Here is a 19613-nt window from a genome sequence, read left to right on the forward strand (position 1 = left end):
AATGAGCACCTTCACGCGACACCTCAACGGTTCACGCGAGAACATTCGGATGTATCGCCGCCGGGTCGCTCTGCCGATGCTGGGTGAGATGGCGGTGCCACCACCGGACAAGATCGCCTATTACGCCGGGCTCGGCGTGCTGGCCGCGTTGCAGGTGATCGAATGGCCGCTCGCCGTGGTGGTCACCGCCGGGCATCTTCTCGCGGACCAGCACCTGTCGGGACTGGTACGCGGCGTCGGAAGGGCATTCCAGGACGCCTGACGAGAGCCGGGTCACCGCCGGTTGACATGAATCCGGGTTGAGGTCGCAGGCTCGGTGCATGTCGAGCCGAACCGTCACCCCCGTTCCGATCCCCGCCGGGCTGTTCGCACCCCGGCTGCGGGCGATGACGGTGGGCAGCGTCGCGCTGGTGTCGCTGCTGGCGTTCGAGGCGTTGGCGGTCGGCACGGCCATGCCGACAGTCGCGCGCAGCCTGGACGGGCTGGCGCTGTACGGGATCGCGTTCGGTGGCCCGTTCGCCGCAGGTGTGCTGGCCATGGTGGTTTCCGGGATCTGGTGTGACGCACGGGGGCCCAGCGGGCCGATGTGGCACGGCGTCGGCTGGTTCGTGGTCGGGCTGCTGATCGCCGGGACCGCGCCGATGATGACGGCGCTGGTGGTCGGACGGGTCGTGCAGGGGTTCGGCTCCGGGTTGCTCTCGGTGGCGCTCTACGTGATCGTCGGGCAGGCGTACCCCGAGGAGTTGCATCGGCGCATCTTCGCCGCGTTCGCCGCGGCGTGGGTCGTACCGTCGCTGGTCGGGCCGGCGTTGGCCGGTCTGATCGTCGAGTACCTGGGCTGGCGGTGGGTCTTTCTCGTGGTGCCGGCGGTGGCCGTGCCGGCGGTGTTGCTGATCCATCCGGGCCTGCGGTCGCTCGACCGGACCGTGCCGACCCGGCCGCCGGCCGGCGCGATGGCCCGCATCGGCTGGGCCTGTGGGGCGGGCGTGAGCGCCGCACTGCTGCACATCGGGGGTCAGCAGCGTGGCGTGGTGGCCCTGGCGGTGATCGCGCTCGCCCTGGCCGGCCTGCTGGTCTGCGCTCCGCGCCTGCTGCCGCCGGGGTTCCTGCGGGCGGCCCGCGGGCTGCCCACGGTGATCGGTCTGCGCGGGCTGGCGTCGGCGGCGTTCGTCGGCGCCGAGGTGGTCATCCCGTTGATGCTCTCCCGGGAGCGGGGGTTGTCGCCGACCGCCGCCGGGCTCGTCCTCACGGTGGGCGCCCTGGCCTGGTCGGTGGGCTCCTGGGTGCAGGGCCGTTTCCCCGTGCCGGCCTCCCGGGCCAGCTTCCCCCGCGTCGGGTTGTGCTGCATCACGGCCGGCACCGCGACTGTGGCGTTGGCCGTACGGCCGGAGCTGCCGGTGGCCGTCGCCGTGCTGGGCTGGGCGGTGGCGGGGCTCGGTATGGGACTGCTGTACCCGTCGTTGTCGGTGCTCACCCTGGAGCTGTCCGCGCCCGGCGAGCAGGGGCGCAACAGTTCGTCGCTGCAACTGGGCGACTCGCTCTTCGCGGCGACCGTGCTGGCGCTCACCGGTGCCGTCCTGGCCGCCGGGAGTGCGCCCGGCCCCGCCAGCTACGTGGTGACCCTGGTGGTGGCGGCCGGTCTGGCGCTCGTCGGCGCGCTGCTCGCGGGTCGCGTGGTGGTGGACGGGGCCACCCGGCCGGGCGGGTGATCGGCGGACGATCCGCCATGGCGGTAACGGGCGGGCGCGAGGATGGCAGGCGATGAACTTCCTGACCGTCCTGCCGCTGGCCGTGGTGATGGTCGCCGGGACCCAACTGGTCGTGGCGGTCTTCCTCGCCTCGTCCGACCGGCCCCGGGCCGCGTCGCTGGGCTTCCTCGCCGGCGCGGGTCTGGTGGTCGCCGCCGGGGTGACCGTGAGCTGGTTGTTGACCCGGTTGCTGGGCGGGTTGGCGACCGACGCCAGCGCGGCCGCCAGCAGGATCGATCGCGGTCCGGTCATCGATCTGGTGGTGCTCGCGCTGCTGGTGAGTCTGGCCCTGGTGGTCTGGCTGCGCCGTAACCGGTCCGGACCGCCGCGCTGGCTGGGCAGCGTGGGCCACGCCGATCCGCGTTGGGCCTCGCGGATGGGCGCCCTGCTCTTCGTGGTGACACCCACCGACGACCTCACCATGGCGACGGTCGGCGCGACAGTGGCCCGACACAACCTGCCCTGGTGGCACCTGGTGCCGTTCGTGCTGCTCACCGTGCTCCTGCTCGCGGTGCCGCTGCTGGCGTTGGTGCTGCTCGGGCAGAAGGCGGCGCGGGTGCTGGCCCGGATGCGGAAGTGGGCCGAGGGGCACTCCTGGATCGTCAACGAGATCGTGATCGCGTTCTTCGCGCTGCTGACCGTGCTGGACCTGATCCGTTCGAAGTGAGCCGTCACGTGTGGCGTCGCGCGACCGTCATCAGCACGACGGGTCCGCGGAACAGGAGGGGACGATGAGGGTTCTGGTCACCGGAGCGGGTGGTCGACTCGGGAGCCACGTGCTGGCGCGGCTCCGCGACGACGGGATGAGCGTCCGGGCCAGCAGCCGCCGGCCGCGTACCGGCCCGGACGTGGAGTGGGTCGTGGCCGATCTGGCCACCGGTGCCGGGGTGGCCGAGGCGGTGACCGGCGTGGAGGCGGTGCTGCATCTGGCGTCCTCGCCCCGGGGGCGTACCTATCAGGTGGACGTGCTGGGCACCCGTCGGCTGGTGGTCGCCGCCGGCGCGGCCGGCGTGGGGCACCTGGTCCACATCTCGATCGTCGGGGTGGACCGTGTGCCGTTCCCGTACTACCGGCACAAGCTGGCAGCCGAGCAGGTGGTGGCCGCCGGCCCGGTGCCGTGGTCGGTGCTGCGCGCCACCCAGTTCCCCCAGTTCCTCGACGATCTGCTGACCACCAGCGCGCGGCTGGGCCCGGTGGTCGGCGACCGTGCGGTGCTCGCCCAGCCGGTCGACCCGGGTGAGGTGGCCGCCCGGCTCGCGGCCCGGCTGGCCGCCGGCCCGCTCGGGGGTATCGAGGAGTTCGGTGGGCCGCAGGTGCTCCGCTTCGACGAGGCCGTCCGTGCCTGGCGGGAGGCACGCGGGTCACGCCGACCCCTGCTGCCGGTACGGATTCCCGGCCGGCTCGGCCGCGAGCTGCGCGCCGGTGGACTGGTCACCGAGGCGCTGCCTCGCGGTGTGCGTACCTGGGCCGATCACCTCGCGGACACGTACGGGGGAACCGAGCGGAGATGAGAGGGATGCCGGTTCACGTTCGTCTTACGGTGACGCCATGTTCGTTGTCGTCACCACGGTGATCCTCTACGTCTTCGGTTTCGTCTTCCTCTACGGCGTGATCCGGCTGGGTGTCCGGCACGCGCTGGAGGACCTGGAGCTGCAGCGGGCCCGAGCCCGACGCGAGGAGGAGCTGGCGGCCGCCCGCGACCGTTCCTTCCTGCGCGACAACGCCTTCCTCGCCGGCAGTTGAGTCGCGACGTGGAGGTGGCGTCGCGGGACGGCTCGGGAGTCGGCGGGCGGTCCGGCGGTACGGGTGCGAGGATCGCACCCGTGATGGGAACGCTGAAGACCGAACCGGCCCGTGCCCGCCTCGATCTGCTCGCCGCGCCGGTGGCGGAGGCGATCGCCCAGTGGCCGGCCAGCGCGCCGGTGGACGTGGACGACGTGCTGGTCGCGCCGATCGACGCCGACCTCGCCGACACGGCGGCGTTCTGCGAGGCGTACGAGGTGGGGCTGGACGTGTCGGCCAACTGCGTGGTGGTGGCCGGTAAGCGCGAGGGCGTGGTCCGCTACGCGGCGTGCATCGTGCTGGCCACCACCCGGGCCGACGTGAACGGCGTGGCCCGGCGGGCGCTGGACGTGCGCAAGGCGAGCTTCGCCCCGATGACCGACGCGGTCGAGTTGACCGGCATGGAGTACGGCGGCATCACCCCGATCGGGCTGCCGGCCCAGTGGCCGATCCTCGTGGACGCGCGGGTGATCGCCACCCCGCACGTGATCATCGGGTCCGGCGTACGGCACAGCAAGATCGCGCTGCCGGGCCCGGCGCTGGGCGCGCTTCCCGGCGCGCAGGTGGTCGAGGGCCTGGCCAGACCTGCCTGACCAGGCACCGACATCGATACCGTTGCACGTGAAACATCGCTCCGGTCGATGTCTATCGCGCGGCGGCCTCCCGCTGCTCGACCTCGGCCAGCGCGGCGAGGAGCGTGGACGTCTCCTGTGCGCCGCTGACCGCGTACTTTCCGGCCAGCACGAACGTCGGGACGCTCGTGATGCCCAGGTCGCGGGCGGCCGCCAGCTCGGCGGCGAGTTCGGCGGTCCCCTCGTCGGAGTCGAGGAAGCGTCGGGCGTCGGCGGCGTCCAGGCCGATCCCGCCGGCGACAGTGGTCAGCGCCTCCCGCGAACCGAGGTCGACGCCCTCGGTGAAGTGCGCCCGGTAGAGGGCGTCCACCATCTCGGCCGCCCGGCCGTGCTCGGTGGCGTAGGCCACCAGCCGGTGGGCGTCGAAGGTGTTCGCGGCCACCGCACGGTCGTAGTCCAGCCGCAGCCCGTCACCCGCCGCGGCCTGGGTCACCCGCGCGACCATCTGCCGGGCACGCTCCGGCCCGCCGAACTTGTCGCCGAGCGCGTCGAGGATCGGGCGGGGCTCGGGAACCGGCGACGGGTCGAGTTGGAACGGCCGGTACCGGACGGTCACCTCGCCCTCGTAGCGGGCGAGCGCCTCATCCAGTCGGCGCTTGCCGAGGTAGCACCACGGGCAGACGACGTCGGCGTAGATCTCGATCTCCATGATCGGTGCCAACTGCCCGCTCAGTCGAGTTGTTCCCGGACTTGCCGCTTGAGCCGGCCCAGGATCGCCGTGCCGCCACGCACCCGCAGCGGGCTGATCGCCTGCGCCAGGCCCATCCGCTGATAGAGGTCGTCCGGCACGGCCAGCACCTCCTCGGCGCTCGCGCCGGCCAGACCCTCGGCGAGGATCCCGGCGAACGCCCGGGTGGTGGGCGCCTCGGGCGGGCAGTCGAAGAGGGTCTCGACGGTCCCGTCCGGCGTCACCCGGGCGCGCAGGAAGAACGCGGTCTGGCACTCGGGCACCTGCTCCATGCCCTCGTGCCCGGCGGCGTCGGCGGGCAGCGGCGGGATGACGTCGGCGTACTCCAGCAGCATCTCCAGCACCAGGTCGCGTGGCGCGGCGGCGAACTCGTCGACGATCTCGGCCAGTCGGGCCGGCATGTCAGCCATGTGTCGAGGCTACCGCCGGCGCCGACGGCTCACGTGGTCGGAGACTGTTCGGTGATCTCGCTCAACGCGCTTGTCGGGTCGAGCTGCATGGCCAGGTCACCGAGCGAGACGATCCCCACCAGCTTGCGGTCGCTGTCGCAGACCAGCACCCGACGGATGCCCCGGTCCCGCATGAGCGCCGCGGCCTCACCCGCCGTGCAGTGCTGCTCGATCATGACCACCTCGCGGGTGACGATCGAGCCGATGGTGGTGGCCGCGGGCGAGCTGTTCTCGGCCACCGCCCGCACCACGATGTCCCGGTCGGTGAGCATGCCGGCGAGGGTCGCGCCATCGGTGACGACCACGTCGCCGATGTCCGCCTCCTTCATCACCCTGGCCGCCTCGTCCAGGGTGGTCTCGGCCGACAGGTACACGACCTGCTTGGTCATCACATCGCTGACCCGGTAAGCGGTCATGAGGTCCTCCGAAGACGTATCCACCCGATCCCCTTGCACTACCCCGTGACGCGGTGGCTACACCAGGTTCGCACGCTTCCGGCGGGCCTCGTCGACGATCCGCTCCACCACAGCGTCCACCGGCAGCTCCGCGCGCCCGTCGCCGGCCCGCTCGCGCAACTCCACGTACCCGTCGGCAAGTCGGCGCCCGACCACGACGGTGCGGGGGATGCCGATCAGCTCCGCGTCGGTGAACTTCACCCCGGCCGAGACGTGCGTCCGGTCGTCGACAAGCACCCGCAGGCCGGCGGCGGCCAGGCGCCCGCCGAGGTCCAGCGCCGCGTCGAGCTGCGGGCCCTTGCCGGCGACCACCAGGTGTACGTCACACGGGGCGACCGCCGCCGGCCAGATGAGTCCCCGCTCGTCGTGGTGCTGCTCGGCGATGGCCGCGACCGCTCGGGAGATCCCGATGCCGTAGCAGCCCATGGTGGGCCGCACCGGCTTGCCGGCCGGGCCGAGCACGTCGACCGCGAACGCGTCGGTGTACCGGCGACCGAGTTGGAAGATGTGCCCGATCTCGATGCCCCGCCGGATGGTCAGCTCGCCGTCGCCGCAGGCGGGGCACGGGTCACCGGCGCGCACCTCGGCCGCCTCGACAGTGCCGTCGGGCGTGAAGTCCCGCCCGCAGACCACGCCCGTCGCGTGTCGACCCGGCTCGTTCGCCCCGGTCAGCCACGCGGAGCCGGTCACCACACGAGGATCGACCAGGTAACGGATGCCCAGCTTGCCGAGCATCTGCGGCCCGATGTACCCGCGCACCAGTTCCGGATGCTCGGCCCACTCCTCGAAGACCGCCACCTGGGCCGGCTCCAGCGCGGCACCCAGCCGCTTCAGGTCGACCTCCCGGTCACCGGGCAGCCCGACCACCAGGGGTTCGGCCCGCTCGGCGCCCGGCTGACGCACTGTCAACACGACGTTCTTCAGGGTGTCGGCGGCGGTCCAGTCATCGCGGTCCCCGAGCCGGCGGCTGTTCGCCAGCTCGACCAGGCTGGCGATGGTCGCGGTCTCCGGGGTGTCGTGCACCTCGGCCTCGGGTGCGCTGGTGGGGTCGCCGGCGGCGGGTGCCCGGGTGACGACGGCCTCGGTGTTCGCCGCGTAGTCGCAGGCGGTGCAGCCGACGTACGTGTCCTCGCCGACCGGGGTCGCGGCCAGGAACTCCTCCGACGCCGAACCGCCCATCGCACCGGACATCGCGTGCACCACCGTGTGCTCCAGGCCCAGCCGGTCGAAGATCCGCTGGTACGCCGCCCGGTGCCGGGCGTACGCGTCCCGCAGCCCCGCCTCGTCCAGGTCGAAGGAGTACGCGTCCTTCATCAGGAACTCCCGGCCGCGCAGCACACCGGCCCGGGGTCGCGCCTCGTCGCGGAACTTCGTCTGCACCTGGAACAGCGTCACCGGGAAATCCCGGTACGAGGTGAACACGTCCTTGACCAGCAGCGCCGCCATCTCCTCGTGGGTGGGCGCCAGCAGGTGCTCGGCGCCGCGCCGGTCGGCCAGGGTGAAGAGGAGGTCGCCGTACTCCGTCCACCGGCCGCTGGTCCGGTACGGCTCGGCGGGCAGCAGAGCCGGGAAGTGCACCTCCTGGTCGCCGATCGCGGTCAGTTCGGCGCGTACGACGTCGGTGATCCGGTCCAGCACCAGCTTGCCCAGCGGCAGCCACGTGTAGCCGCCCGGCGCGGCGCGACGGAGGTAACCGGCGCGCAGCAGCAGCCGATGGCTCGGCACCTCCGCGTCGGCCGGATCCTCGCGCAGGGTCCGCAGCAACAGGGTCGACATGCGTAGCAGCATTCGCGCAGCCTAAGACCGCCGGTCCCGCTGCGGCGATCCAATTCGGTGGTGGGTCACGTGTCGCCGGGAAGGCGGCCCTCGCAGCGGACGTCCGGGTCGGCCACCGGACGCCGGGGCATCATCCAGTTCAGCGCGGTCTCCTCCACCGGCCAGCCCCGCACCGACACCAGGCTGTACGGAACTGCCGCGGGCTGGGGGCAGAGGACCTGCGACTCGACCCACCCGTTCGGCAGAAACCGCACGGTGGCCGTCCGGTCCAGCACGATCGTCGACGTGTCGGTCACCGTGATGAGCGCGCCGAGCACCACCTTCCGACCGCCGTCGGCTGTCGGCGGGCTGTCCCCACCGGCCAGGCTCGCCGTACCGCCGCCCGTCGGAGCAGCGCCCGGGGTTGCCGAGGCCGGGACGTCCGGGGCTGTCGAGGTCGACTGCTTCGGGACCACCTCGACCGCGGCGGTGGGCAGCAGCGGCACCCGGAGGAAGACCGCGCCCATCACCACCGGGAGCACGGCGGCGACCGTGAACGCCAGACCGTGGGTCAGCGTCGGGGCGATCCAGCCGGGGATCGGGCCGGTGAGCAGCACGGTGGCGGCGGGCGGCACCGCCAGCAGCGCGGCCGTGGCAATCTCGCCACCCTGGTACGCCGTCCAGATGGCCGGGCCCAGCACGGTGTACGCCAGAACCGCCGCGGCCAGCGGCAGGGCCACGCTTACCAGCAGGACCCGGGTCGGCTGGTCAGGATGCAGGTAGCGGGTGCGCAGCGCGAGCAGCCAGAGGCCGAGCATCAGCAGTGACGGCAGGAAGCGGAGCTGCCAGGTGAGCGCCCCCAGCGCGACCGCCGCGCTGATCACCCAACCGGGGGTACGTGCCGTCCCGGAGGCCAGTAGTGACCGTTCCGGGTCGAACCGGTCCGGAGCGCTGAGCCGGAGCAGCCGACCGAGGACACCGAAGGTGAGCACGACCACGGGGAACGCCCACACCAGGGCGATCAGCAGGGCACTGAGCAGGCCGAGCGGACTGACGTACTGGACCAGCAGCAGCATCGTGGACATGTCCTGTTGGCTGAGCTGCCACAGCCGCAGCACCAGGAGCAGGACGGGAAAGGTGGGAAGGAGGGTCAGCAGCCACTGCTGCGCCTGCCGCGCCCCCGCCATCCGGCGCGGGCGGACTGCCTTGGCGGAGCTGGTGGTGAGCCGGGGTACGCCGGGGGCGGTAGCGCGATCCTCTCCCACGGCCACTGTCGCACCTCCACCTTCCTCGGATCGGGTTGCTGCTGTTCCGCGACCGGCTGCGGGAGGTTGTATCCCTGCTGCCAACGGAGGTTGGCGTTGTACGCGTTCTCCCAGGCCGAGTCGTTCTCGTCGTTGGCCGACTTGTAGAGCGCCAGGTCGACCAGGTCGAGCAGGGCCTGGTTGGGGCCGGTGTTGACGCCCCACCGCTCCTGGGGCGACGAGCCGATGTCCCAGTGCCGCAGCGGTTTGGCGTTCTTGAGGGTCACCGGGAAGTGTTGACCGTCGTCGTCCGGCTGATCGCCGGTGACGAAGCCGGCGAGGATCGCCGCGTCGGTGGTGACGGCCTGCACCTTGCCGTCGTACAACTCCTGGATGCATTCGCTGATCCGGTTTCGACCCACCGGGGAGGCGCCGGCGTCGGCGAGGCGCTGGATCGATGTCGACGTGGTCAGCGAGCAGACCGTCAGCCCACGCAGATCCTCCAGGCTGCTCACCTGCTTCTGGTAGCTCTTCAACGTCACCACCGACTGCTCGGTGTTCAGGTAGGGGGCCGAGAAGACGGCGCCCTCCTCCCTGCGCTTGTCGTTGATGCTGTACGAGGCGATGACCAGGTCGACGATGACGAACCCCTCGCCGTCCTGGGCCTGTCGACGGGCCCGGTCCTCGCTCTCGATCGGCACGAAACGCACCTGGGAGTGGTCGAACCCGAGGTAGCTCGCGATCATGTACGCGATGTCGACGTCGAAGCCCTTCCAGACGTTGTTCGTAAGGCGCTGCGAGATGCCCGGCTGGTCGTCCTTCACGCCGATGACGAGCTGCTGCTTGCCCTTGAGGTGGGCGTCCTCCAGCAGCTCGTCCCGGGTCGGTGGGCCCGCCGCGAGGACGATCGGGACCAGGGCGGCGGCCAGGACGGCCAACGCGACGATCAGCCCGACGAGTCGGATCTGACGGGTCCGTACGGTGCGCGGCGACACGGGTGCCGCCGGGGCTGGCCCGGCGGGGCTCGGCTCGCTTGCCTGACTCACCTGGGCCCTCCCCACTGCGCGGTCCGGTGACCGGCCCCTCATTGTGAGGCCTCAATGCGAGCCACGGCACTCCACCACCAGCCGGATAGCCGACACGCCGCCAAGCGTCGCGGGTGATCGTCGAAACTGGTCCGCTGACGCATGACCTCCGCCACCTCGGCCGGTCGGGGCACCGGCCGCCGTGCCTCCGGTGACAGACTGGTCGCCGCAGGCAACGGGTGGCGTGAGGGGGGCGCGGGTGCGCTGGCGCAGTTTTGTCGCGGTCGGGGACAGCTTCACCGAGGGTATGGACGACGCGTACCCGGACGGCACCTACCGGGGCTGGGCGGATCTGGTGGCGACCCGTCTCGCCGCCGAGGCGGGCCCCGACTTCCGGTACGCGAACCTGGCCATCCGGGGCCGGCTCTTCCCCAGCGTGGTGGCCGAGCAGGTGCCCTCGGCGGTGGCGATGAAGCCCGACCTCATCAGCTTCGCGGCCGGCGGCAACGACGTGCTGCGCCGCACCTTCGACCCGGACACGTTGGTCTCCCGCTTCGACGAGGTCGTCCGGCAGCTGCGCTCGGGTGGCGCGGACGTGCTGCTCTTCCGGTTCGCGGACGTGATGGCAAGGCTGCCCGGCCAGCGTCTCGTCGCCCCCCGGGTGGAGCTGCTCAACCAGGCGGTCGGTGAGACCGCCGAGCGGCACGGCGCGATCCTGGTCGACCTGTACGCCGACAACACCTTCCTCAACCCGATGCTCTGGAGTACCGACCGGCTGCACCTCTCCGCGGCGGGGCACCGGCGGGTCGCCGGGCAGGTGCTGAACGCGCTCGGGGTGGGCTGCGACGAGGAGTGGCTGATGGTCCCGCCGCACCCGGCGCCGTCGCCGTGGCTGGCCGCCCGCGCGGCCGACCTGCGCTGGGCCGGGCAGCACCTGGCCCCGTGGATCAGGCGGCGGCTCACCGGCCGGTCGTCCGGCGACACGGTGACGGCGAAGCGTCCGCTGCTCGGCCCCCTCGTCGACTGAACGTGCGCACCCTGCACACCGCGCCGCTGCTGCGGCGTACCCCCGACGGTGAACCGGTGCCGGGCCAGGCCGTGCTGGTCGGCGGCGACCGGGTCGAGGCCGTCGGTCCGCTGGCCGAGCTGAGCGAGACGTACGCGGGGGTGCGGGTACGCCGATGGCCCGGCGTACTGGGTCCGGGCCTGCTCCACGACGGCCCGCTGCCGAGCGCGCCCACCCCACGCGAGCGGGTGTACGCGTTGCTGCGTACCGGGGTGACGGCGGTGCTGGCCGAGCACCTGGCCGACCCGGTGCTGCGGGCCGCCGTCGACCGGAGCGACCTGCTGGTGTTGCCCGCCGCCGTGGCACCGACGCTGCGTCCGGGCGGGCGGGCCGACCTGGCGGTCCACGACGCCAACGGCGCCTGCCTGGTGACCGTGGTCGCCGGTCGGATCGCGCACCGTCGCGCCTGAACGGACCGTTGTAACTCCTTTGTGGAGGCTGTTCATCGAATCGGGTTCGCCCGATGTCCCCCGTGCCCGATAGCATCCGCTGCCCCCGCTGATCGGAAGGCGGGGACATCGGGGAAAGGTGGATGGGGGATGGCCCTCATGCGCAGCACGACGACATCCGGAAGACCGGTCCGAGCCCTGCTGGCCACAGCGCTGTCCATGACTGTCGCCGGCGGGATGCTCACGCTCACGGCCACGCCGGCCGCGGCCTACGACATGCGGTACGAGAAGAACACCTCGTGGGCCTACACGGACGCGCACCGGCCCACGAAGATCACCATCGACCAGGCCGGCGACGTGCCGGTCGGGTCCTGGAAGGACGCCCAGGGGCGCAAGCACACGGCCCGCGCCTACTTCACGTTCGACATCTCCCGCTACCGGGGGGCGGAGATCGAGTCGGCCGTGTTCTCCGTCAAGGAGACCTCGGTCGTCGATTGCACCAAGCGGCCGGCGGTGGAGCTGTGGCGCACCGCGGCGTACACCGCCACGTCGAGTTGGGCGAAGCCGCCGGTCGAGGTGGCGAAGCTGCACACGACCACGCTGCCGGCCGAGGCCGGCTGCCCGGCGCCGTACGTGGAGTGGAACGCGGCCGAAGGGTTGCGGCAGGCGGTGGCCGAGGGCGCTTCGACGCTCACCCTGGCGCTCCGGTTGCCGGCCGGGGCGGAGGCCAATCCCGCGTTGGGTCGCCGCTACGCCAGTGCGGCAGGCATCTCCATCGACTTCAACTACCCGCCGGGCGTGCCGACCGAGCAGCAGACCTCCGGCACGCCGTGCACGGCTGCCGAGCCGTACCAGTTCCAGCGAAGCGGTGACCTTGCGCTTTCGGCGATCCTGCACGACCAGGACAAGAACGCCTCCGGTGGCACCGACATGCTGACGACCACCTTCGCGCTCTGGCCGGTCGACGAGCCGTCGGCCCGGGTCGAGCGGATTGGAAACGGTCGGGACGGCGAGCGGGCCAACGTCATCTTCGACCGCGACACCCTGACGCACGACCGTGTGTACGCCTGGCAGGTGCGGGCGGCGGACAGCCGGGCAACCGGTGCGTGGAGCGGCCTCTGCTACTTCCGTACCGACTTCCAGGGCCCGGCGACCGCGCCGATCGTCTCCTCCACCGACTTCCCCGCCGACGGGAGCTGGCATCCGGCGCTGCCCGGCCAGTTCACCTTCGACGCCGGTGCGGCGGCGGACGCGGTCGGCTTCCGGTACCGGCTCGACGGAGGCGTCGAGGGGACGGTGTCGGCGGATCGCCCCGGCGGCACGGCCACGGTCACCATCACCCCGGACGCGGGGCCCAGCAGCCTCACGGTGGTGAGCGTGGACGCGGCCGGAAACCGCTCGCCCGAGTCCCGCTACGAGTTCCGGGCCAGCGACGTCGCGCCGACCGTCACCGGCAACCTCACCGCGATCGGCGTGCCGGCCACGTTCACCGTCGCGCCGCAGATGCCCGGGGTGGTCAGCTACCGCTTCAACCTGGACGGCGACCCGGAGCAGACGGTGCAGGCCGAGGCCGACGGCACCGCCACGCTTACCGTCACCGCGACCCGGGCCGGCAACCGCACCCTCTCGGTGACCAGCGTCACCGCCGACGGCGTAACCGCGACGGCGACGCGCACCTTCCGGCTGAGCACCGCTCCGACGATCTCCGCGACGGTCTACGAGCAGGGCGGCACCAGCGGAGGTCAGGGTGTTCCCGGGATCTTCACCTTCACCCCGCGTCAGCCCGACGTGGTCAGCTACCGCTACCGCTTCGGCACCGTGACCAGCACCGTGGCCGCCGCAGCCGACGGGACCGCGTCGGTGACCTGGACGCCGACCAAGCCGGGCTTCACCTCCCTCACGGTGTGGAGCGTCAATCGGGACGGAGTCCAGTCGGACTCGACCAGCTTCGTCTTCTTCGTGCGTGACCTGCTGCCGGTGATCCAGGGTTTCCTCTACGACCCCGGCTACCCCGCCGGTGGCCCGGGTCAGCCGGGTGACTTCTGGATCAGCTCGGAGGTGGCCGGCACGACCGAGTTCCGGTACCGCTTCGACGACGGCCCCGACCAGGGGATCGCCACCGACGTCAATGGCAGCGCCATCGTCACCTGGACCCCCGAGCAGGCCGGCACGCACACCCTGACCGTTCGCAGCCTCTTCGCCGACGGGACGGCGTCCCCGGAACGGACGTACACCTTCCTGGTCGCCGACGCCCCGGAGGCCACGTCGGGGCACTGACCGAGACGCGCTGGGAGACGTACGTCCCAGTGGTCCGGCCCACCACCTCGTGCCCGGTGGTGGGCCGGGCCTGTTACAGCGGTCGCGGGCGGTGATCCGGCGTACCTTGGGGATCATGTCTGTGCCGAACGATCCTGATCCCCGCCTCCAGTCGTACGCCGACCCGCAGCGGTTGGTCACCACCGACTGGTTGGCCGAGCACCTGGGCGACGAGGGCCTCGTCGTGGTCGAGTCCGACGAGGACGTCCTGCTCTACGAATCCGGTCACATTCCCGGTGCCGTCAAGGTCGACTGGCACCTCGACCTGAACGACCAGGTCACCCGGGACTACCTCGACGCCACGAGCTTCGCCGAGATGTGTGCCGCGAAGGGCATCGGCCGGGGCGACACGGTCGTCTTCTACGGCGACAACTTCAACTGGTGGGCCGCGTACGCCCTCTGGGTGTTCTCGCTCTTCGGCCACGCGGACGTGCGCCTGCTCGACGGCGGCCGGCAGAAGTGGATCGCCGAGGGGCGCGAGGTGACCCGCGACAAGCCGGCCCGGCCCCGCGCCGACTACCCCGTGCCGCTGCGGGACGACGCGCCGCTGCGGGCGTTCCGCGAGCAGGTCATGGCGCACATCGCCGTGGGGCGGCCGCTGGTCGACGTCCGCTCCCCGGGCGAGTACACGGGCGAGATGCTGCACATGCCCGACTACCCGCAGGAGGGCGCACTGCGCGGCGGGCACATCCCGGGCGCGGTCAGCAAGCCGTGGAAGTCCGCCGCGAATGAGGACGGCACGTTCAAGTCCGCCGACGAGCTGAAGGCCATCTACGCCGACCAGCTCGGGCTGAGCCCGGACGACGACGTGATCGCGTACTGCCGCATCGGCGAGCGGTCCAGCCACACCTGGTTCGTGCTGCGGCACCTGCTGGGCTACCCGCAGGTCCGCAACTACGACGGCTCGTGGACGGAGTGGGGCAACCTGGTCCGGGCACCCGTCGTCAAGGGCGACCAGCCCGGCGGCATCGCCGCCTGAGCGTTGCGCGGGAGCTGGCCGGCTGACTGTTCGACGTATTCGACGGCCCTCAGCCGGCCAGCGCCAACACGCCGCGCAGGTCACGGATGACCCCGGTGATCTCGCCGGTCTCCGGGTCCCACCGTGCCAGGGCGGCCGGTTCCAGGCGGAGAAGCACCGCGCCCTTGTTGTCCCAGCCCAGCACCGGGCAGCAGCCCTTGCCACGCTCCCGACCGAGGTCGAGCAGGTGGGTCACCTCGCCGGTACGGGAGTCCAGCACGGCCACCCCCTCGGCGCCGTCGATCTCGTTGCTGGTGATCCACGCGGCGCTCGCCAACCGGCCGCCGTGCAGCCAACCCCGGCCGTAGAACTCGTTGACCTGGTACGGCGGGGGCAGCGCGTCGTGGGTGATCCGTTGTTCGGAGCGGATCGTGGCCTCGCGGGCGCTCCGACTGCGCAGCGTCAGGCCACCCCGTTCGCCGGTCAGCTCGATCAACGCCGCCTCGCGGCCGGCCTCCGGGTCGGGTGCCACCACGTTCCAGGCCGACACGTCGATGGTGCCCGCCGCCTCGGTGTCGCGCTCCACCGCGTACGTCCGGTTGTCGCCGCCGACCAGCACCCGGTCGTGCGCCCAGACCACCAGCTCCAGGTAGCCGTCGAGCGGGATCCGGCGTACGCCCGCAGTGGTGAGATCCACCATGATCAGCTCATTGGTCTGCGCGAAGGCCGCCCACCGGCCGTCCGGCGACAGGACTCCCGGCTTCACGGCGGTCGCCTCGTTGCCGCCGGCGTCCCGGGTGGGGGCCAGCGTCACCACGTCGAGACCGCGCACGACACCGTCGTCGCCGAGGATCCGGACCGGGCCGTCCGCGCGGTTCTCCTCGTCCACGGGCTGGAACAGGGCCAGCGCCCGCTGGACCGGTCGCTCGGACAGCGGCACGGTCGCCGGGCCACTCAGCCGGTTCAGCGGATCGGGTGGAAACGTCAGCTCGGCCGGCGGACGCTGCACGGGATCGGCGTGGGTGGGCTCGACACTCGGCGCCACCGTGTGGTTCAGGGGCGGATCGGGGGACGGCTGGCGGACGGCCATCGTGCCACCGCCGAGCAGCGCCACGGCCAGGACGGCCGCGCCGAGCACCCGTCGGGTACGACGCGTGCGCCGTGCCCGGTCCCAGCCGGCCGTCGCGGGCCTGCTGGGCAGCACGTCCTCCACGCTGACGGCGAACAGTCGGCGCAGATCCTGCTCGTTCACTGGTTCACCTCCAGGCCGGCGGTCGGGTCGTCGGAGCGGGTCGCGCCCCGGCTCGGTCGGCCATCTCCGGTGAGATCGGGGGCGACCTCGCGGAGCCGGCGCAGCGCCATGTGGCACTGGCTCTTCACGGTGCCGACGGTCACCCCGAGCGCCTCCGCGGTGGCGACCTCGGTCAGGTCCTCGTAGTAGCGCAGCACCAGCACGGCCCGCTGCCGGGGCGGCAGCAGCCCCAGCGCGTCGTGCAGGGTGAGTCGCAGCGCGCCGTCCCGGTCGGGGGCCACCTGCTCCGGCGGTGCGGCGCTGAGCCATTCCCGGCGTCGACGCCGCCACCACGACACCGCGTCGCGGTAGAGGATGGCCCGCACGTACGCGGCGGGATCGCCGTCGCGGACCGAGGGCCAGCGCAGCGCCAGCTTCAGCAGGGCGTCCTGGAGAAGGTCCTCGGCCTGGTGCCGGTTGCCACAGATCAGGAAGGCCGCACGCAGCAGACGGTGCTGGTTGCTCTCCACGAAGGCGAGGTAGCCGTCGCGGCCGTCGTTCGCCGTCGATCCCATCCGCACCCCTTCCGGCCGCCGCGGTGCGCGTCACCCGACAGACGCATGGGGAGGGGGAAAAGGTTGGGTCAGGTCTGCGGCAGCCCGGTCAGGTAGCGCTGGAGGGTCGGCGCGATCCAGGAGACCAGCTCCTCGGGCTCGGCGTCCACCATCGGTGGGAGCCGGACGACGTAGCGGGTGAAGGCGAGGCCCAGGATCTGGCTCGCCACCAGGCCGGCACGTCGGGCAGTCAGCGCCGGGTCGGTGCCGAAGGCGGCCACTGCCGCGGTGAGCTGGTCGGCGAAGATGCCGCGCATCCGTTCGGCAGCGCCCGGGTTGGTGCTGGCGGCCCGCAGCAGCGCCACAAGCGTCTCGTCGCCCTCCCACCGGACGAGGAAGTGCCGCACCAGCACCTCGCCGAGCTGCTCGGGCGACACGGCGGTCAGGTCGGGCAGGCGGAGGTCGAACTCGGCCGCCGCCGCGAACAGGCCCTCCTTGCTGCCGTAATACCGCATGACCATCGACGGGTCGATCCGGGCGTCGGCGGCGATGGCCCGGATCGTGGCGCGCTCGTATCCGTCGGCGGCGAACCGCTCGCGGGCGGCGCGCAGGATCGCCGCGCGGGTCGCGTCCGAGCGGCGCGGCTGGGTCGGGTGGGCGGGCGCGGTCATGCCAACGACCGTATGCCAACGGCTGTTGACACACAACGACAGTGGTCCTAGCGTTGCCAACAACCGTTTGCCAACACCCGTTGGCAACAGTCGTCGCGGAGGTGGCCATGCTGCCCACGAGCACCGACGTCCTGGTGGTGGGTGCCGGCCCCACCGGCCTCGCCACCGCACTGACACTGGCCCGGCGCGGGGTCGACGTGACACTGCTCGACCAGCAGGCCGAACCGCCACAGACGTCCCGCGCGGCAGTCGTGCACGCGTACACCCTGGAGGTGCTGGACCGGATCGGCGTCGCGGCGCCACTGGTGGCCCAGGGGGTGCGTGCGCCGCGCTTCACGGTCCGCGACCGGGACCGGACGCTGCTGTCGGTGCCGTTCCACCGGCTGCCCTCCCGGTTCCCCTACGCGCTGCTGATCTCCCAGGCGGTCACCGAGGCCGTGCTCGTCGGGCAGTTGGCCGACCTCGGCGTCCGGATACGACGGCCGTGCCGGCTGACCGACCTGAGCGTGACCGCCGCCGGGGTGCTCGCGCGGGTCGACGGCGCCGACCTGCGCGCCCGGTACGTGGTCGGCGCGGACGGCCTGCACAGCACCGTCCGGCAGGCGGCCGGCATCGGCTTCGCCGGCCCCAGCGACGAGGAGTCCTTCGTGCTCGCCGACGTACGGGTCGACAGCGCGCTGCCCCGCGACGAGGCCGCGCTGTTCCTCGCCCGCCCCGGGCCGCTGGTCTGGGCGCCACTGCCCGGCGGCGTGGTCCGGCTGGTAGCCGCCGTGCCGACGGCACCGCCCGAGCCGGACGCGGCGTACCTCCAGGCGCTGCTCGACGAGCGCGGTCCGACCCGCCGGCCCGACCGGGTGACCGAGGTGCTGTGGGGTTCCCGGTTCCGGGTGCACCACCGGATCGCCGACACCTTCCGGGCCGGGCCGGTGCTGCTGGCCGGGGACGCCGGCCACGTGCACAGCCCCGCCGGCGGGCAGGGCATGAACCTCGGCATCTGCGACGCGGTGGCCCTCGGCACGGCCCTTGCCGAGGTGCTCGCCGGTGGCCCGGAGACGCTGCTCGACGACTACACCGCGCGGCAGCGCCCGATGGCCGAGGACGTGGTGAGTTTCGCCGCCGGGCTGACCCGGCTGGCCACCACCTCCCCGGCCCGCCGACCGGCCCGCGACGCGCTGCTCCGGCTGCTCGGGGCCGTACCCCCGGTCCGGCAGCGGATCGCGCTGCGCCTGTCCGGGCTGTCCCACGCCGAACGCGGCGCGGGCTGACGTGGACGGCGTGCTGCTCAGCGCGACGGCTGGGGTGCTGTGCTGTCGTCGGTGGGGGCGAGGACCGGCGGTGCCGAGGCGACCGGCCGCAGCGTTCGCCACGCCACCAGCGTGACAAGCGCGAACGTGCCGGCCGCGGCGCCCGCCACCGGCACCGTCCCGTACGCGGCGGCGGCCAGACCGGCGAGCGCCGCGCCGACGGGTGCGGTGAGCAACCCGACCATCCGCTGCGCGGCACTGACCCGACCGAGCAGCCCGCCCGGCACGTGCCGCTGCCCGTACGACGCCGACAGGCTGTTCCACACGACAGTGCCGGCGGCGAAGACGGCCAGGGCGATCCCGCCCGACACCGGTTGCCGGGCCAGCGCGAACACGACAAGCGCGACGGTCTGCACGGCGAGCACCACCCGCAGCGCGGGCACCGTGCCGAGCCGGGCGGCGAGCCGTCCCGCGGCGAGCGCCCCGCCTACGCCGCCGAGAACGGCACCCGCCGCGAACAGTCCGTATCCGGCCGGCGGCACGCGCAGCACGTCCAGCGCGTAGAGCACCAGCACCGCCATGAGACCGCTGATAGCCAGGTTGCTCGCGGCGGCCAGCAGGGTGACCCGCCACAGTGTCCGGTCGCCGCGCAGCCACCGCACCCCCTCGGCGATCTCGCTCCACACCGACAGGCGCCGGACAGCCGATCCCGTGCCCACGGCGGACGTCGGAGTGAGGGCCAGCACGAGCAGGGCCGCCACCGCGAAGGTGACCGCGTCCAGAGCGAACGGCAGGGCGGGAGCTGCGGCGAAGAGGACACCGGCGGCCGGCGCACCGAGGAAACCGCCGGCCACCGCACTCCCCGCCTGGAGCCGTCCGTTCGCCCGGGGCAGCGCGGCCGGCGACACGACGGTGGGCAGCAGCGCGAACGAGGCCGAGTCGAAGAGGGAACCCAGCGCGGCGAGGAGGAACGCGGCCGCCAGCAGCGTCACGACGGCCGCCCGGTCCAGGACGACCGCCACGGCCAGCGCCGCCACCACCGCCGCGCGTACGCCGTCGATGCAGGCCATCGTCCGCCGGCGGTCCCAGCGGTCCGCGTACACGCCGCCGAGCAGACCGAAGAGCAGCGGGGGCAGCTGCCCGGCCACGGTGACCGCCGCGATGATCCGAGGGTCCCGGGTCAGGGTGGCGGCCAGCAGGGCCAGAGCCGGCGTACGCAGCGCGTCCCCGAACCGGGACGAGACTGCGGCGGACCAGAGCAGCCGGAAGTCCCGGCCCAGAGCGGAGGAGGTCATGCCGCCGAACGTGCCCTCTCGACCGGGTCGAGGGTCAAGCCGCCGGGCGAAAGGGGGACGCGAGCCGCCGGTGATCATCGGTACGGTGGGCGCCGGCATCGGGACCGGGGA

Annotated in this window: 21 protein-coding genes; 11 read left to right on the top strand and 10 right to left on the bottom strand. The window is 72.7% G+C overall.

Annotated features, from left to right (window positions below; translation table 11 throughout):
• Position 1: 1 nt before the first annotated feature.
• From B0E54_RS16685 to B0E54_RS16710, 6 genes are all read left to right on the top strand, one after another.
• The gene (locus tag B0E54_RS16685) at positions 2-262 is read left to right on the top strand and encodes a hypothetical protein (protein WP_234584461.1); all 261 of its coding nucleotides are present in this window, start codon (positions 2-4) and stop codon (positions 260-262) included.
• Positions 263-320: 58 nt separating this feature from the next.
• Positions 321-1709, top strand: coding sequence for an MFS transporter (locus B0E54_RS16690; protein ID WP_234584462.1), 1389 nt, complete (start codon positions 321-323; stop codon positions 1707-1709).
• Between the two features lie 52 nt (positions 1710-1761).
• Positions 1762-2415: a GAP family protein gene (locus B0E54_RS16695; protein ID WP_234584463.1), complete on the top strand. Its 654-nt coding sequence runs from the start codon at positions 1762-1764 to the stop codon at positions 2413-2415.
• 64 nt (positions 2416-2479) lie between these two features.
• Entirely contained in the window at positions 2480-3259 is a 780-nt protein-coding gene (locus B0E54_RS16700; protein WP_234584464.1) for an SDR family oxidoreductase, read from the top strand.
• Between the two features lie 37 nt (positions 3260-3296).
• Positions 3297-3491, top strand: a complete 195-nt coding sequence (locus B0E54_RS16705; RefSeq protein WP_234584465.1) for a hypothetical protein — start codon at positions 3297-3299, stop codon at positions 3489-3491.
• Positions 3492-3574: 83 nt separating this feature from the next.
• Positions 3575-4123 carry a YbaK/EbsC family protein gene (locus B0E54_RS16710; protein WP_234584466.1) on the top strand — a complete coding sequence of 183 codons (549 nt, stop codon included), beginning with the start codon at positions 3575-3577 and terminating at the stop codon, positions 4121-4123.
• A 52-nt stretch (positions 4124-4175) separates the two neighbouring features.
• Here the strand turns inward: B0E54_RS16710 and B0E54_RS16715 are convergent, their stop codons facing one another.
• The 6 genes from B0E54_RS16715 to B0E54_RS16740 are packed head-to-tail and all read right to left on the bottom strand — an operon-like array spanning position 4176 to position 9799.
• The gene (locus B0E54_RS16715; protein WP_234584467.1) at positions 4176-4811 is read right to left on the bottom strand and encodes a DsbA family protein; all 636 of its coding nucleotides are present in this window, start codon (positions 4809-4811) and stop codon (positions 4176-4178) included.
• Positions 4812-4831: 20 nt separating this feature from the next.
• Complete coding sequence (locus B0E54_RS16720) at positions 4832-5260, bottom strand: SufE family protein (protein ID WP_234584468.1); 429 nt, start codon at positions 5258-5260, stop codon at positions 4832-4834.
• A gap of 29 nt (positions 5261-5289) precedes the next feature.
• Positions 5290-5715: a CBS domain-containing protein gene (locus tag B0E54_RS16725; protein WP_234584469.1), complete on the bottom strand. Its 426-nt coding sequence runs from the start codon at positions 5713-5715 to the stop codon at positions 5290-5292.
• A gap of 57 nt (positions 5716-5772) precedes the next feature.
• Positions 5773-7542, bottom strand: a complete 1770-nt coding sequence (locus B0E54_RS16730) for a proline--tRNA ligase (protein WP_234584470.1) — start codon at positions 7540-7542, stop codon at positions 5773-5775.
• Positions 7543-7595: 53 nt separating this feature from the next.
• Entirely contained in the window at positions 7596-8774 is a 1179-nt protein-coding gene (locus B0E54_RS16735) for a hypothetical protein (RefSeq protein WP_234584507.1), read from the bottom strand.
• On the bottom strand, positions 8660-9799 hold the full coding sequence (locus tag B0E54_RS16740; RefSeq protein WP_234584471.1) for a transporter substrate-binding domain-containing protein: 1140 nt from the start codon (positions 9797-9799) through the stop codon (positions 8660-8662). Before B0E54_RS16740 ends, B0E54_RS16735 begins: the two co-directional genes overlap by 115 nt.
• 238 nt (positions 9800-10037) lie before the next feature.
• Between B0E54_RS16740 and B0E54_RS16745 the strand changes: the two genes are divergently transcribed.
• From B0E54_RS16745 to B0E54_RS16760, 4 genes are all read left to right on the top strand, one after another.
• Positions 10038-10805 (top strand): SGNH/GDSL hydrolase family protein, encoded by a 768-nt coding sequence (locus B0E54_RS16745; protein ID WP_234584472.1) that lies wholly within the window; start codon positions 10038-10040, stop codon positions 10803-10805.
• Between the two features lie 2 nt (positions 10806-10807).
• Positions 10808-11254 carry a hypothetical protein gene (locus B0E54_RS16750; RefSeq protein ID WP_234584473.1) on the top strand — a complete coding sequence of 149 codons (447 nt, stop codon included), beginning with the start codon at positions 10808-10810 and terminating at the stop codon, positions 11252-11254.
• Positions 11255-11383: 129 nt separating this feature from the next.
• Positions 11384-13510, top strand: a complete 2127-nt coding sequence (locus B0E54_RS16755; protein ID WP_234584474.1) for a hypothetical protein — start codon at positions 11384-11386, stop codon at positions 13508-13510.
• A 115-nt stretch (positions 13511-13625) separates the two neighbouring features.
• Positions 13626-14528 carry a sulfurtransferase gene (locus B0E54_RS16760; RefSeq protein ID WP_234584475.1) on the top strand — a complete coding sequence of 301 codons (903 nt, stop codon included), beginning with the start codon at positions 13626-13628 and terminating at the stop codon, positions 14526-14528.
• A 49-nt stretch (positions 14529-14577) separates the two neighbouring features.
• Here B0E54_RS16760 and B0E54_RS16765 read toward each other — a convergent pair whose 3' ends face one another.
• The 3 genes from B0E54_RS16765 to B0E54_RS16775 form a co-directional block, all read right to left on the bottom strand.
• Positions 14578-15759: a hypothetical protein gene (locus B0E54_RS16765; RefSeq protein ID WP_234584476.1), complete on the bottom strand. Its 1182-nt coding sequence runs from the start codon at positions 15757-15759 to the stop codon at positions 14578-14580.
• Positions 15756-16313, bottom strand: a complete 558-nt coding sequence (locus B0E54_RS16770) for a SigE family RNA polymerase sigma factor (RefSeq protein ID WP_234584477.1) — start codon at positions 16311-16313, stop codon at positions 15756-15758. The genes B0E54_RS16765 and B0E54_RS16770 overlap by 4 nt, the downstream gene beginning before the upstream one ends.
• A 68-nt stretch (positions 16314-16381) precedes the next feature.
• Positions 16382-16963 (bottom strand): TetR family transcriptional regulator, encoded by a 582-nt coding sequence (locus tag B0E54_RS16775; RefSeq protein ID WP_234584478.1) that lies wholly within the window; start codon positions 16961-16963, stop codon positions 16382-16384.
• 107 nt (positions 16964-17070) lie between these two features.
• On the opposite strand from B0E54_RS16775, the gene B0E54_RS16780 reads away from it, so the two are divergent.
• On the top strand, positions 17071-18228 hold the full coding sequence (locus tag B0E54_RS16780) for an FAD-dependent oxidoreductase (protein WP_234584479.1): 1158 nt from the start codon (positions 17071-17073) through the stop codon (positions 18226-18228).
• 17 nt (positions 18229-18245) lie between these two features.
• Here the strand turns inward: B0E54_RS16780 and B0E54_RS16785 are convergent, their stop codons facing one another.
• The gene (locus tag B0E54_RS16785; RefSeq protein WP_234584480.1) at positions 18246-19502 is read right to left on the bottom strand and encodes an MFS transporter; all 1257 of its coding nucleotides are present in this window, start codon (positions 19500-19502) and stop codon (positions 18246-18248) included.
• Positions 19503-19613 lie beyond the last annotated feature (111 nt).

The organism is Micromonospora sp. MH99, from assembly GCF_021442385.1.
GTDB lineage: Bacteria > Actinomycetota > Actinomycetes > Mycobacteriales > Micromonosporaceae > Micromonospora.

Excerpts from the sequence above, each read along its gene's own strand:
- B0E54_RS16720 (WP_234584468.1), bottom strand. The coding sequence starts at position 5,260 with ATGGCTGACATGCCGGCCCGACTGGCCGAGATCGTCGACGAGTTCGCC.
- B0E54_RS16700 (WP_234584464.1), top strand. The coding sequence starts at position 2,480 with ATGAGGGTTCTGGTCACCGGAGCGGGTGGTCGACTCGGGAGCCACGTG.
- B0E54_RS16725 (WP_234584469.1), bottom strand. The coding sequence starts at position 5,715 with ATGACCGCTTACCGGGTCAGCGATGTGATGACCAAGCAGGTCGTGTAC.
- B0E54_RS16730 (WP_234584470.1), bottom strand. The coding sequence starts at position 7,542 with ATGCTGCTACGCATGTCGACCCTGTTGCTGCGGACCCTGCGCGAGGAT.
- B0E54_RS16690 (WP_234584462.1), top strand. The coding sequence starts at position 321 with ATGTCGAGCCGAACCGTCACCCCCGTTCCGATCCCCGCCGGGCTGTTC.
- B0E54_RS16715 (WP_234584467.1), bottom strand. The coding sequence starts at position 4,811 with ATGGAGATCGAGATCTACGCCGACGTCGTCTGCCCGTGGTGCTACCTC.
- B0E54_RS16770 (WP_234584477.1), bottom strand. The coding sequence starts at position 16,313 with ATGGGATCGACGGCGAACGACGGCCGCGACGGCTACCTCGCCTTCGTG.
- B0E54_RS16775 (WP_234584478.1), bottom strand. The coding sequence starts at position 16,963 with ATGACCGCGCCCGCCCACCCGACCCAGCCGCGCCGCTCGGACGCGACC.
- B0E54_RS16780 (WP_234584479.1), top strand. The coding sequence starts at position 17,071 with ATGCTGCCCACGAGCACCGACGTCCTGGTGGTGGGTGCCGGCCCCACC.
- B0E54_RS16705 (WP_234584465.1), top strand. The coding sequence starts at position 3,297 with ATGTTCGTTGTCGTCACCACGGTGATCCTCTACGTCTTCGGTTTCGTC.
- B0E54_RS16685 (WP_234584461.1), top strand. The coding sequence starts at position 2 with ATGAGCACCTTCACGCGACACCTCAACGGTTCACGCGAGAACATTCGG.
- B0E54_RS16710 (WP_234584466.1), top strand. The coding sequence starts at position 3,575 with ATGGGAACGCTGAAGACCGAACCGGCCCGTGCCCGCCTCGATCTGCTC.
- B0E54_RS16760 (WP_234584475.1), top strand. The coding sequence starts at position 13,626 with ATGTCTGTGCCGAACGATCCTGATCCCCGCCTCCAGTCGTACGCCGAC.
- B0E54_RS16755 (WP_234584474.1), top strand. The coding sequence starts at position 11,384 with ATGGCCCTCATGCGCAGCACGACGACATCCGGAAGACCGGTCCGAGCC.
- B0E54_RS16695 (WP_234584463.1), top strand. The coding sequence starts at position 1,762 with ATGAACTTCCTGACCGTCCTGCCGCTGGCCGTGGTGATGGTCGCCGGG.
- B0E54_RS16785 (WP_234584480.1), bottom strand. The coding sequence starts at position 19,502 with ATGACCTCCTCCGCTCTGGGCCGGGACTTCCGGCTGCTCTGGTCCGCC.